This window comes from Thiomonas sp. FB-6 (genome assembly GCF_000377645.1).
Lineage (GTDB): Bacteria > Pseudomonadota > Gammaproteobacteria > Burkholderiales > Burkholderiaceae_C > Thiomonas_A.
Window position 1 is genome coordinate 156,641 of sequence record NZ_KB898471.1, and the last position, 13,500, is coordinate 170,140.

Below are 13,500 nucleotides of genomic sequence, written 5' to 3' on the forward strand. Positions count from 1 at the left end.
CGCGCGGCGCAAGCCCCGGCTGGCCCCCGATACGCTACAGGTCGACCCGCGGCACCCGGCGCGCCACGAACACCGCCGCCAGCGCCACCAGCGCCGCCGCGCCGAAGCCGATGTGAAAGGCCTGCGTGACCCGCTGGGCAGCGGCCGCTCCGGCGCTGCCGCTCAGGTTCAGCGCGGCGCGCAGATCACCCGGCGAGGCGATGCCGAACACCAGGCTGCCGAACACCGCGGTACCCACCGAGGCGCCGGTGGAACGCGCCAGCGAGATGGTGGCGGCAGCCGCGCCCAGCCGGCTGCGCCCGGCCACCGCCTGCACCAGCAGCTGCGAGCTGGGCATGACGCTGCCGAATCCCAGCCCCGCGATCAGGCCCAGCACCCCCACCGTCAGCCCGCTGGGCGGCGCCAGCGCCAGCGCCAGCAGGGCCAGCGCGGACAGCACCAGGCCGTAGCGCGGCGGCAGGTCCGGGCGCCCGCTGCGGGCGATGATCCTGCCGGTGACGTTGGAGCCCAGCACGAGGCCGGCCGTCAGCGGCAGCAGCAGCAGCCCGGCGCGCGCGGCGCTGCCGTGGCGCGCGATCTGCAGGTACACGGGCAGGAAGAACACCAGCGCGAACATGCAGGCCGCGAACAGCACCACGGTCAACGCGGTCCAGGCGGTGGCCGGGATGCGCAGCAGTTCCACCGGCAGGAAGGGGTGGCGCTGGCGCCGCTCGTGGCGCAGCAGCAGCCAGCCCAGCAGCAGCGCGCAAGCCGCCATCGCCAGGCTGGGCAGCGAAAGCCAGCCGAAACGGTGTCCGGCCAGGGTCAGCCACAGCAGCGAAAGTCCGGCACAGCCCGCGAACATCAGTACCCCGGCCGCGTCGTGGCCCTGCCCCGGCTCGGCGTGCCCGGCGCCCTTGGCAAGCAGCCCGACGCGCCAGGCGGCGAGCGCGCACAGCGGCAGGTTGGCCACGAACAGCCAGCGCCAGCTGTAGCGGCTGACCACGAGGCCGCCCAGCACCGGACCCACCACGCTGGACAGCACGAACACCCCGCTGAGCCAGGCCTGGAAGCGCGGACGCTGGCGTGGCGACACCACCTCGCCGATCAGCGCCTGGCTCATGACCATCAGCCCGCCGCCGCCCAGGCCCTGCAGCACGCGCGCGGCGATCAGCCACCACATGCCGGGGCTGGCCGTGCAGGCCAAGGAGCCCAGCGCGAACAGCCCGAGCGCGCCGAGCAGCGCCTCGCGGCGTCCGTAGCGGTCGCCCAGGCGCCCGTACAGGGGCGCCATGATGGTGGAGGCCAGCAGGTAGCCGACGGCGATCCAGGTGCTGTCGTGCAGGTTGTCGAAGTCGCGTGCGATGGCCGGCGTCGCGGTGGCCAGCAGGGTCTGGTCGATGGCCGCCAGCAGGATGGGCAGCATCACCGCCGTGAACAGCTCGACGAAGCGCGCCAGGCTCAGCGGCTCCTCGGCCGTGCCGCTTGCCTGCGCGATCGGGTCCGGCGGTGCCGCCGGACCGGGCGTGGATGGGGACGACATGGGCCTGCCCGTTCCGAAACCCACAGTCTATCGCCGCGGCTGCGCGGCCGTGTCCCCCCAGGAACCGCCCAGCGCGGCGATCAGGTTCACCGCCGCCGCGTAGCGCCGGTTGCGCAGGCTCAGCACCGCGTTGCGCGCGCTGGTCGCCGTGGTCTGCGCGGCGATCACGCCGAGGTAGTCCGCGGTGCCGGCCTTGTACTGGTTCAGGGCCAGGCGCAGCGAGACCTCGGCCGCGCGCACCACCTCGTCCTGCTGCTCGGCCTCGTGGCTCAGCACGGCCTGCGCGTACAGGTTGTCCTGCACCTGCTGCATGGCCTGCAGCACGTCCTGCCGATAGGTGGCCACGGCCTGGCGGTAGGCGGCGCGCCCGGCGCGCAGTTTCGCATCGCGCAGCCCGCCGTCGAACAGGGTGGCGGCCAGGCTGGGGCCCAGCGACCAGTACAGCGTGGGCGCGCTGAACAGCTGCGCCAGCGTGGCCGCCTGGGCTCCGCCGGAGGCCCCCAGCGTGATGCCCGGCAGCCAGGCGCGCTGGTCGATGCCCACCTGCGCGTTGGCGGCCAGCACCTGCTGCGCGGCCGCGGCCAGGTCGGGCCGGCGCAGCAGCAGCTGTGCCGGCACGCCGGCCGGAATGCTCGGCAGCGCGGGCAGCTGCGCATCCGGCGCGATGCGCAAACCGGGCGCCGGCCGGCCGGCCAGCACCGCCACGGCATCGAGCAGTTGGCGGCGCGTGACCTGCAGATCGGTGCGCGTGGTCTGCGCCTGCAGCAGCTGGGTGCGGGCCTGCGCGACGTTCGCCGCGGTGTCCACGCCGGCGCGGTAGCGTCCCTGCGTGAGCTGCAGGGCGCGGGCGTAGTCGCGCTCGGTGGCCTCGGCCAGGCGGGTCTGGGCGTCGACGGTGCGCAGTTGCAGGTAGGTGCTCGCCAGGCTGGCCTGCAGGCTCAGCCGCGTGTAGCGCAACGTGCCGGCGGCAGCCTGCAAGTTGGCCCGGCCCTGCTCCACCTGCAGGCGCACGCTGCCCCACAGGTCGGGCTCCCAGCTGGCCTGCAGCCCGGCGCTGAAGCTGTTCTGCGCCGCCTGCGCCCCACCCTGTGAAGGCAGGCTGCGCGAACGCGTGGCGCCGGCCGTGGCCTGCAGCACCGGCGTATAGGCGGCGCGCGCCTGCTCCAGCGCGGCCTGCGCCTGCTCGTACACGGCGAGCTGCGCGGCCAGGCTCTGGTTGTGCTGGTTCAGCTCGGTTTCCAGCCGGTTCAGCACCGGGTCGCCGAACACCTGCCACCAGGCGCCGTCGCCGGGCATCGGCGAAAGCTCTCCCAGCTCGCGCCACCCGGCGTCACTGGCGTAGGAAGCGGGCAGGCGCTCGCGCAGCGGGGGCATCGGCGGGCGCGCCGCGCAGGCAGCCAGGACGAGGGCGCAGAGGCCGGCGCAGGCCGCGCCTGCGGCGCGCCGGGCGGTGGGATGCGTGACGGACTTCATGGTCGGGGGTCCAGGGGCAACGGCCGGCCGCTGCGCCCGAAGCGCTTCAGGGTCCAGCGGCGCAGGCGGTCGAGTTCGAGGTAGATCACCGGCGTGGTGTACAGGGTCAGCACCTGGCTGACCAGCAGCCCGCCGGCGATGGCGATGCCCAGCGGCTGGCGCAGTTCCGCCCCATTGCCGGTGACCAGGGCCAGCGGAAGCGCCGTGAACAGCGCGGCCAGGGTGGTCATCAGAATGGGCCGCAGGCGCAGCGTGGCGGCCAGGTAGATGGCCTCGCGCGGCTCCAGCCCCTGGTCGCGCTCGGCCTGCAGCGCGAAATCCACCATCAGGATGGCGTTCTTCTTGACGATGCCGATGAGCAGGAACACGCCGATCAGCGCGATGATCGAGAACTCGGTGTGGAACAGCATCAGCGCCAGCACCGCGCCCACGCCCGCCGGCGGCAGCGTGGACAGGATGGTCAGCGGGTGCAGCGTGCTTTCGTACAGCATGCCCAGCACGATGTAGATGGCGAAGATCGCGGCCAGGATGAACAGCGGCTGGTTGCGCAGGGTCTGATCGAAGACCTGCGCGGTGCCCTGGAAGCCCCCGTGGATGGCCGGGGGCAGCTGGATCTGCGCCAGCGCCTGCTGGATGCGCGGCTGCACCTCGCTGAGCGTGACTCCGGGGTCGAGGTTGAAGAACAGGGTCGACGAGGCGAACAGGCCCTGGTGGTTCACCGCCAGCGGCGTGTTGCTCAGGCGCAGGTGCACCAGTTGCGACAGCGGCACCACGGCGCCCGACGGCGCCACCACGTGCAGGCGCTGCAGCGCGTCGCGATCGGCGCGCCACCGCGGCGCGGCCTCCATCACCACGCGATACTGGTTCAGCGGCGCGTAGATGGTGGAGATCAGGCGCTGGCCGAAGGCATCGTTGAGCGTGGCGTCGATGGTGGCGATGGGAATGTCCAGGCGCGCCGCGGCCGTGCGGTCGATGGCCAGGCGCAGCTCCAGGCCCCCGGCCTGCTGGTCGCTGTTGACGTCGTTCAGCCCGGGGATGTGCTGGAAGGCCGCCAGCACCCGCGGCTCCCACTGCAGCAGGCTTTCCAGGTCGTCGGACTGCAGCGTGTACTCGTAGGTGGCCTGCGCCGGCCTGCCGCCCACGTGGATGTCCTGGCCGGGGAACAGGAACACCTGCACGCCGCCCAGCCCCGACAGCGCGCGGCGCAGTTGCGCCATCACCTGCTGCACGCCCGCGCGCTCGGAAATGGGCTTGAGCTGCATGTACAGGAAGGCGCCGTTGCCGCTGCTGGAAAAGGCCATCACGTCCTGCACCGCGGGGTTGCGGCGCACGATGTTCTCGAGGGTCTGCAGGCGCCGGCTCATGGACTGGAAGGAACTGGACTGGTCCGCCTGCACCCCGCCCAGCAGCAAGCCGGTGTCCTGCGTGGGGAAGAAGCCCTTGGGCACCACCGCGTACAGGTAGCCGCTGAGCGCGATGCTGCCCAGGAACACCAGCAGCATGAGCAGCGGATGGCGCAGCGCCACGCGCAGGCTGCGGGCATAGGCCTCGTGCACGCCGTCCCAGATGCGCTCCAGGCGCGGCACCCGCGCCCCGGCCGGGCGCGGCGCATGCGCCCTCAGCCAGCGCGAGGCCAGCATCGGCGTGACCGTCAGCGACACCAGCAGGGAAATGCCAATGGCTACCGACAGGGTCATCGCGAACTCGTGGAACAGGCGCCCGACGATGCCCCCCATGAACAGCACGGGCAGGAACACCGCGACCAGCGACAGGCTCATCGACAGCACCGTGAAACCCACCTCGCGGGCTCCGCGCAGCGCCGCCTGCATCGCCGGCATGCCGGCCTCGACGTGGCGCGAGATGTTCTCGGTGACCACGATGGCGTCGTCGACCACGAAACCCGTGGCGACGATCAGGGCCATCAGCGACAGATTGTCCAGCGAGTAGCCGAGCAGCCACATGGCGGCGAAGGTGCCGACCAGCGACAGGGGCACGGCCAGCGCGGGAATCAGCGTGGCCCGCCAGTCGCGCAGGAACAGCCAGACCACCAGGACCACCAGCAGCACGGCGACCACCAGCGTGCTCTCGACGTCGCGCAGCGAGGCGCGGATGGTGGTCGTGCGGTCCGACAGCACGCGCACGTCGATGGCCGCGGGAATCGAGGCCTGCAAGCGGGGCAAGGCCGCCTTCACGCCGTCGACGGCCTGGATGATGTTGGCCCCGGGCTGGCGGAACACGATCAGCAGCACCGCCGGCTTGCCGTCGGCCAGGCCCACGTTCTGGGTGTCCTGCAGGCCTTCGCTCACCGAGGCCACCTGCGACAGCGGCACCGCGACTCCGTTGCGCCAGGCCACCACCACGTGGCTGTACTGCTCCGGCAGGCTGATCTGGTCGTTGGCGCCCACCTGCCAGCGCCTGCCGCCGCTGTCGAGGGCGCCCTTGGGCCCGTCCACGTTGGCCGCGGCAATGGCCTGGCGCACCTGTTCCAGCCCCAGCCCGAGGCCGTCCAGGCGCGGCAGGTCGAGCTCGACGCGCACGGCCGGCAGCGCCGAGCCGCCCACGTTGACCTGGCCGATTCCCGGGAGCTGCGAGATCTTCTGCGCCAGGATGGTGGAAGCCGCGTCGTACATCTGCCCGCGCGACAGGGTCCTGGAGGTCAGCGCGATGATCATGACCGGCGAATCCGCGGGATTCACCTTGCGGTAGGTGGGGTTGCCGGCGAGGCCGCTGGGCAGCAGCGGACGCGCCGCGTTGAGCGCCGCCTGCACCTCGCGCGCCGCGTCGTCGATGTTCTTGGACAGGTCGAACTGCAGCACGATGCGGGTCGAGCCCTGGTCGCTGCTGGAGCTCATCTGGGTGATGCCGGAAATCGTTCCCAGCGCGCGCTCCAGCGGCGTGGCCACGGTGGCGGCCATGACCTGCGGGCTGGCGCCGGCCAGGCTGGCCTGCACCGTGATGGTGGGGAAGTCCACCTGCGGCAGCGGGGACACCGGGAGCTGGCGGAAGGCGATGGCCCCCGCCAGCAGCACGGCCAGCGCCAGCAGCGTGGTGCCCACGCTGCGCCGGATGAACGGCGCGCTCAGGTTCACGCGCCCTCCTGCGCGCCGGTGCCGCGCGCGGCCCGCAGCCGCGCGGCCAGACGGTCGAAGCCCAGGTAGATGACCGGCGTGGTGAACAGGGTCAGCAGCTGCGACAGCAGCAGGCCGCCGATCAGCGCGATGCCCAGCGGCTGGCGCAGCTCGGCGCCCATGCCCCCGCCGACCACCAGGGGAACCGCGCCGAACAGCGCGGCGAAGGTGGTCATGAGAATGGGCCGCAGGCGCAGGCGCGCCGCCTGCAGCATGGCCTGCTCGGCCGGCATGCCCTGGCGGCGCTGCGCGTCGAGGGCGAAGTCCACCATCAGGATGGCGTTCTTCTGCACGATGCCGATGAGCAGCACGATGCCGATGATGGCGATCACGCTGAGGTCGTGCCCGGTGGCCATCAGCGCCAGCAGCGCGCCGATGCCGGCCGACGGCAGGGTCGACAGGATGGTCACGGGGTGGATGTAGCTCTCGTACAGCACGCCCAGCACGATGTACATGGTCGCCACCGCCGCCAGCAGCAGCCACAGCTCGTTGGCCAAGGCCGCCTGGAAGGCGCTGGCCGCGCCCTGGAACTGCAGGCTCACGGCAGGCGGCAGGCCGGCCCGGACGGCGGCGTCCTGGATGGCCTGCACCGCCGCGCCCAGCGAAGTGCCGGGGGACAGGTCGAAGGACAGCAGCGCGGCCGGGAACTGCCCCAGGTGGTCCTGCGCCAGCGGGATGCGGCGCTGCTCGATGCGAGCCACCGCGCGCAGCGGAACCTGCTGCCCGCTGGAGTTGCCGACGTAGACCTTGTCGAAGGCCTCCAGGCCGGCGCCCGTGGGCACGCGCACGCCCAGCACCACGCGGTATTGCTTGGACTGGGTGAACACGGTGGACACCAGGCGCTGCCCGAAGGCGTCGTACAGCGCGGCGTCGATGGCGCTCATGCTCAGGCCCAGGCGCGCGGCGCTGGCGCGGTCCACGTCCACGTAGGCCTGCAGTCCGTCGTCCTGCAGGTCGTCGCTGACCCCGGACAGCTGGGGCAGCTCGCGCAGGCGCGGCAGCAGGCGCTGCACGGCCACGCGCAGATCGGCCGCGCTGGTGGCCGACAGGCTGAACTGATAGGTGTAGCGGCTGAGCAGGTCGTCGATGCTCAGGTCCTGCACCGGCTGCAGGTACAGCCTGACGCCGGGCACCGCGTCGGCGCGCTGCTGCAGGCGCTGCTGCACCGGGCCGACCCGCTCGCCGCGCTGGGCCAGCGGCTTGAGGCTGATCAGCAGGCGCGAGCTGTTCATGGTGGTGTTGGTGCCGTCGATGCCGGCGATGGCCGACACGCTGGCCACCGCGGGGTCGCGCAGCAGCGCCTGCACCAGCGCCGACTGGCGCTGCTCCATGCCGCGGAAGGACACGTCCTGCGCGGCCACCGCCGTGCCCTCGACCAGCCCGGTGTCCTCCATCGGGAAGAAGCCCTTGGGCATCAGCGCGTACAGCAGCCCGGTGAGCAGCACCAGGCCCACCGAGGCGGCGAGCACCGCGCGCTGGTGGCGCAGCACCCAGCCCAGCGCGCGGGCGTAGGCATCTGCCAGGCCGTCGAGCGCCCGGCCCGAGGAGCGGAACCAGCGCCCCTGCTCGGCCTCGGGCACGTGGCGCAGCAGGCGCGCGCACAGCATCGGCGTGAAGCTCAGCGACACCCCGGCGGAGACCACGATGGCCACCGCCAGCGTGATGGCGAACTCCCGGAACAGGCGGCCGACCACGTCGCCCATGAACAGCAGCGGGATCAGCACGGCGATCAGCGAGAAGGTCAGGGAGATGATGGTGAAGCCGATCTGCGCGGCACCCTTGAGCGCGGCCTGCATGGGCGGCTCGCCGTCCTCGATGTGGCGGGCGACGTTCTCGATCATCACGATCGCGTCGTCCACCACGAAGCCCGTCGCGATGGTCAGGGCCATCAGGGTCAGGGTGTTGATGGAAAAGCCCAGCAGGTACATGGCACCGAAGGTGCCCACCAGCGACAGCGGCACCGCGGTGGCCGGGATGAAGGTGGCGCGCGCGCTGCGCAGGAAGGCGAAGATCACCAGCACCACCAGCACCACCGAGAGCACGAGCTCGAAGCTCACGTCGGAGATCGCCGCACGGATGGTCACGGTGCGATCGGACAGCACGTCCAGCGCGGCGGACTCCGGCAGCTGGGCGCGCAGCTGCGGCAGCAAGGCGCGGATCTGGTCCACCACCTGGATCACGTTGGCCCCGGGCTGGCGCTGCACGTTGATCACGATGCCCGGCCGCCCGTTGACCAGCGCGGCCTGCCAGGCGTTCTCCGCGCCCAGGCTGACCTGCGCGACGTCGCCCAGGCGCACCGCCGCGCCGCCGCTGTAGCCGATGATCAGGTCGCGGTACTGCTGCGGCGTGCCGATCTGGTCGTTGGCGTCGATGGTGAAGGCCTGCAGCCGGCCGTCGATGCTGCCCTTGGGGCTGTTCACGTTGGCGTTGCCGATGGCCGTGCGCACGGCGTCCAGGCCGATGCCGCGCGCGGCCAGCGCGCGCGCGTCCACCTGGATGCGGATGGCCGGCTTGTTGCCGCCCGACAGCGTGACCAGGCCGACCCCCGGAACCTGCGAGAGCTTCTGGCTCAGGCGGGTATCGGCCAGGTCGTACAGCGTGGTCAGCGGCAGCGTGCCGGAGGTCAGCCCAAGGGTGATCACCGGGGCGTCGGCCGGATTGACCTTGGCGTAGACCGGCGGCTGCGGCAGGTCGGTCGGGAGCAGCGAACCGGCCGCGTTGATGGCGGCCTGCACTTCCTGCTCGGCCACGTCCAGCGGCAAGGACAGGTCGAAGCGCAGGGTGATCACCGAGGCGCCGCCCGAGCTGACCGACCACATCTGCCCCAGGCCGGGCATCTGGCCGAACTGCCTTTCCAGCGGCGCGGTCACCGACGAGGACATCACGTCGGGGCTGGCGCCGGGGTAGAGGGTGCTCACCTGGATGGTGGGATAGTCGACCTCGGGCAGCGGCGCCTGGGGCAGCAGGCGCAGTCCGACCAGGCCCGCCACCAGCACCGCGATCATCAGCAGCGAGGTCGCGATGGGGCGCAGGATGAAGATGCGCGACGGGCTCGGCCGCTGGGCGCCTTCCTGCCCGGGCGCCTCGCGGGGGGAGTCACCGGACATGTCAGCGATTCGCGGGAGGCGCGCCGGCCGGCCTGGCCGCGGATGCGCCGTGGGCCTTGCCGGCGCCGCGGCGGACGGCCGCCCCGGCCGCCGAGGCCCCGCCTCGCGGCACGCTGGCTCCGCGCGCCGGCGCCGACGCCGCCTGCACGACCCTCACCCTGGCACCCTCGCGCAGGTGGTCCAGCCCGGCCGTCACCACGCGCTCGCCGGGCTTCAGGCCCGTCACCACCTGGGTCAGGCCGTTCCACACGACGCCAGCCTGGATCTGCCGCACGGCCACCGCGCCGCCGCTGCCGATCACGTACACATAGGTGCCGTTCGCACCCACCGCCACCGCCGTGCTGGGCACCACCGGCGCGTCGACGATGCTGTGCTCGAGCACGCGCACGTTGACGAACTGGTTGGGCAGCAGGCTCAGGGAGGAGTTGGCGAAGCGCGCGCGCAGCGCCAGGGTGCCGGTGGAAGTGGAGATCTGGTTGTCGGCGGCCAGCAGCTCGCCCTGCGCCAGCATGCGGGTGTCCGAGGCGTCCCAGGCCTGCACCTGCGCGCGGCGCCCGGCGGCCAGTTGGCGCAACAGCTCGCCCACCTCGGCCTGCGGCAGCGCGAAGCTGACCTCGATGGGCTGCACCTGCGCGATGGTCACGATCGGCGCCGCACCGCCGCCGCTTGTACCGCCGCCGCTACCGGACGAGGATGAGGACGAGGAGGTGTTCGACGAGGACACGCCGATGGCCCCCGAGGTGTTGACCATGTTGCCCGGATCCACCTGGCGCAGCCCGGCGATGCCGGACACCGGCGCCGTGATGCGGGTCCACGACAACTGCAGGCGCGCGCTGTCCAGCGCCGCGGTGTTGGCGTCGAGCTGCGCCTTGAGCTGGGCCACGGTGGCGCGCTGGTCGGCCACCTGCTGGGCCGAGATGGCGTCCTGCGCGAGCAGCGTCTCGTAGCGCTGAAGGTCGCTGCGCGCGCCGGCCAGCTGGGCGGCCGTCTGCTCGCGCGTGGCCTGCGCCTGCTCAACGGCGATGCGGAAGGGGCGCGGATCGATGGTGGCCAGCAGTTGGCCCGCGCGTACCTGCTGGCCCTGGTGGAAGTCCACGCTTTGCAGCAGTCCGGACACGCGGGGCATCACGCTGGCCAGCGTATGCGGCGTGACGGTTCCCAGCGCCGTCAGCCATACCGGCACGGTCTGCACGCGCACGCTGGCGGCCGTCACCGCCGTCGGCCCCTGCTCGCCGAAGGCCCCGCGGCGCATGCCGCCGGCGCCGGCGGGCCCTGCCTGGCGCCCGGTGTGCCACCAGATCCCGGCACCCAGCGCGAGCAGCAGCACCAGTGCGAGCAGCCAGGGCCAGCGCCGGGGCGGCCTGCGGGAAGGGGGAGCGGATTCAGGCAAGGGAGCGGACATCGCGGACCGGCGAATCGGAGGAAGGCGGGAGGGAGGGACTCAGTGCGCGGGGCACACCCGCGCCGCGCCGAGCGGCATGATGCGCGCGGCGTGTGTCGCCAGCATGCAGCGAACGTGACGAAATGCTACCGGTCCGACGGGGGCCGATCGGGATCCTGCCGGGCTTTGCGCTGGGGATCCCGCTGGTGGTCCCAGTACACCTCGGCGCCGGGCTCGTTGAGCACCCGCGCGAGCACGAACAGCAGGTCCGACAGGCGATTGAGCAGGCGCAGCGCCAGGCTCGGCGCCTCGGCGCCGCCGGGCTCCTGTTCGCGCAGGCGCACCAGCGTGCGCTCGGCCCGCCGTGCCACGGTACGGCATACGTGGGCCTGCGCCGCCGCCCGCGTGCCGCCGGGAAGGATGAACTCGCGCAGCGCCGGCAACTCGGCGTTGTGGGCGGCGATGGCCTGGTCCAGGCGCTCGAGAGCGGCCTCTTCCAGCAGGTTCATGCCGGGCACGGCCAGTTCGCCGCCCAGGTTGAACAAGTCCTGCTGGACCTGCAGCAGCAGCGTGCGCACGGCCGGGGGCACCGGCTCGCACAGCAGCAGCCCGAGGTGGGCGTTGAGTTCGTCGACCTCGCCCAGCGCGTCGATGCGCGGCGCGGCCTTGGAACAGCGCGAGCCGTCGCCCAGGCCGGTGGTGCCGGAGTCGCCGGTGCGGGTGGTGATGGCGCTGAGTCGATTTCCCATGATCGCGGCCCAAATGCCCATTGTGGCGCAAGTGGGCCTGGCGCGTCAGGAAACCCCTTGTTCGCGCTTGGCTACCAGCGTCAGGATGTCGTAGCTGGCCACCAGTTCGTCCTCCTGGTTGCGCACCTCCACGTCCCAGGCCACCACGCCCTGGCCGCGTCCCTGGGCGTCGGTCTTGCGGCGGTCGGTCTTGCGCTTGCAGGTCAGGCGGGCCTGGATGGTGTCGCCGATGCGAACCGGCTTGATGAAACGCAGGGTGTCCAGGCCGTAGTTGGCCAGCACCGGCCCCGGCGCCGGCGACACGAACAGCCCGGCCGCCGCCGACAGCACGAAATATCCATGCGCGATGCGTTGGCCGAAGGGGGACTGGCGTGCCGCGATGTCGTCGAAATGCATGTAGAAATGGTCGCCGGACAGGCAGCCGAAATTCACGATGTCGGCCTCGGTGACCGTGCGCCGGTGGGTGAGCAGCGACTCGCCCACGCGCAGCTCCTCGAAGTGGCGCCGGAAGGGGTGCACCTCGGTCTCGATGCGACGGGCGCCGCGCACGTACTCGCCGAGCACCGCGGCCAGCATGGTGGGCGAGCCCTGCACCGCGCTGCGCTGCAGGTAATGGGCGACCGCGCGCATGCCGCCGAGCTCCTCGCCGCCGCCGGCGCGTCCCGGCCCGCCGTGCTTGAGGGAGGGCAGCGGCGAACCGTGGCCGGTGGATTCCTTCGCCGCCTCCTCGTCCAGCACCAGGATGCGCCCGTGGTGCACCGCGGCTCGGCGCACCGCGGTCGCCGCGGTCTGCGGGTCGCGCGTGGCCAGCGTGGCCACCAGGCTGCCCTGGCCGCGCGCGGCCAGCGCCAGCGCCTCGTCCAGCTCGTCATAGGGCATCAGCGTGCTGACCGGGCCGAAGACCTCGACCTCGTGCACCGCGGCCATCTCGGCCGGGCGCTCGCAGGCCAGCAGCGTGGGCGCGAAAAAGGCCCCCTGCTCGGCCCCCACCCCGGCCCACGAAGCCTGGGCGCTGCCGTCGAACACGGTGTCGCAGCAGGCGCGCAGCCGGGCCAGGGCCTCGCCCACGTCGCGCTGCTGCTCCTTGCTGGCCAGCGGCCCCATCTGCACCTCCGGCAGGCGGGGATCGCCGATGCGCAGCGCGCCGAGCTTGGCGCCCAGGCTGGCAGCCAGCGCCTGCAGATGGCGCCGCGGCACCAGGATGCGCCGGATGGCCGTGCACTTCTGCCCCGCCTTGACCCGCATCTCGCGCACCACCTCGCGCGCGAAGAGCTCGAATTCGGCGTCACCCTGCTCCACGTCGGGCCCCAGGATGGCGCTGTTGAGCGAATCGGCCTCGGCGTTGAAGGGAACGCCGCGCTCGAGCAGCCGCGGGTTGCCGCGCAGCCTGGCCGCGGTGGCCGCCGAGCCGGTGAAGGTCACCGCGTCCTGGCCCTGCAGCCGGTCCAGCAGGTCGCCGGTGGAGCCGACGACCAGTTGCAGGCAGCCCTCGGGCAGCAGCCCGGAGTCGAGCATCAGGCGCACCAGGGCCCAGGTCAGGTAGCTGGTCGCGGTGGCCGGCTTGGCGATGCAGGGCATGCCGGCGAGGAAGCTGGGGGCGAATTTCTCCAGCAGGCCCCAGACGGGAAAGTTGAAGGCGTCGATGTGCACCGCCACGCCTTCGCGCGGCACCAGGATGTGGCTGCCCGCGAAATGCCCCTGCTTGCCCAGCTGCACCACCGGGCCCTCGTGCACCACGTTGCCGGCGGGCAGCTCCTGCGAGCCCATGCCGGCATAGGCGAACAGCGTGCCGATGCCGCCTTCGATGTCGATCCAGCCGTCGTTGCGGGTGGCCCCGGTGTACAGCGACCACTCGTAAAGCCGTTCCTTGTGCTCCGACAGGTAGCGCGCCAGGGACTTGAGCAGCGCCGCGCGCTGCTGGAAGTCGAGTTCCAGCAGGCCGCGCACGCCGCTGGAGCGCGCATGGTGCAGCGCGGCCTCGAAGTCGCCCTGGCCGGCGTGGGTGTGGGCGATCACCGCGCCGCTGGCCGCGTCGAGCAGAGGCTGCGCGGGCTCGGTGCCGAACCAGTGGCCGGCGAGATAGCTTTGCAGAATGGGAGCGTTCATGGTTGATTCACCTGCCTGGATCGAATTCGCACAT

Annotated in this window: 7 protein-coding genes; all 7 read right to left on the reverse strand. The window is 72.4% G+C overall.

The genetic code is table 11. From position 1 onward, the window contains the following. Positions 1–34: 34 nt before the first annotated feature. The 7 genes from D466_RS0100775 to paaZ all read right to left on the reverse strand — a co-directional run bounded on the left by D466_RS0100775 (position 35) and on the right by paaZ (position 13,466). Positions 35–1,522, reverse strand: coding sequence for an MFS transporter (locus D466_RS0100775; protein ID WP_018911778.1), 1,488 nt, complete (start codon positions 1,520–1,522; stop codon positions 35–37). A gap of 27 nt (positions 1,523–1,549) precedes the next feature. Then, complete coding sequence (locus D466_RS0100780; protein ID WP_018911779.1) at positions 1,550–2,995, reverse strand: efflux transporter outer membrane subunit; 1,446 nt, start codon at positions 2,993–2,995, stop codon at positions 1,550–1,552. Next, on the reverse strand, positions 2,992–6,084 hold the full coding sequence (locus D466_RS0100785) for an efflux RND transporter permease subunit (protein WP_018911780.1): 3,093 nt from the start codon (positions 6,082–6,084) through the stop codon (positions 2,992–2,994). Before D466_RS0100785 ends, D466_RS0100780 begins: the two co-directional genes overlap by 4 nt. Beyond that, positions 6,081–9,230, reverse strand: coding sequence for a multidrug efflux RND transporter permease subunit (locus D466_RS0100790; RefSeq protein ID WP_018911781.1), 3,150 nt, complete (start codon positions 9,228–9,230; stop codon positions 6,081–6,083). Before D466_RS0100790 ends, D466_RS0100785 begins: the two co-directional genes overlap by 4 nt. Before the next feature lies 1 nt (position 9,231). Then, on the reverse strand, positions 9,232–10,632 hold the full coding sequence (locus tag D466_RS0100795; RefSeq protein ID WP_026284738.1) for an efflux RND transporter periplasmic adaptor subunit: 1,401 nt from the start codon (positions 10,630–10,632) through the stop codon (positions 9,232–9,234). 125 nt (positions 10,633–10,757) lie between these two features. Next, positions 10,758–11,360 (reverse strand): cob(I)yrinic acid a,c-diamide adenosyltransferase, encoded by a 603-nt coding sequence (locus D466_RS0100800; RefSeq protein WP_026284739.1) that lies wholly within the window; start codon positions 11,358–11,360, stop codon positions 10,758–10,760. A 45-nt stretch (positions 11,361–11,405) separates the two neighbouring features. After that, positions 11,406–13,466 carry a phenylacetic acid degradation bifunctional protein PaaZ gene (paaZ, locus tag D466_RS0100805; RefSeq protein ID WP_018911784.1) on the reverse strand — a complete coding sequence of 687 codons (2,061 nt, stop codon included), beginning with the start codon at positions 13,464–13,466 and terminating at the stop codon, positions 11,406–11,408. Positions 13,467–13,500 lie beyond the last annotated feature (34 nt).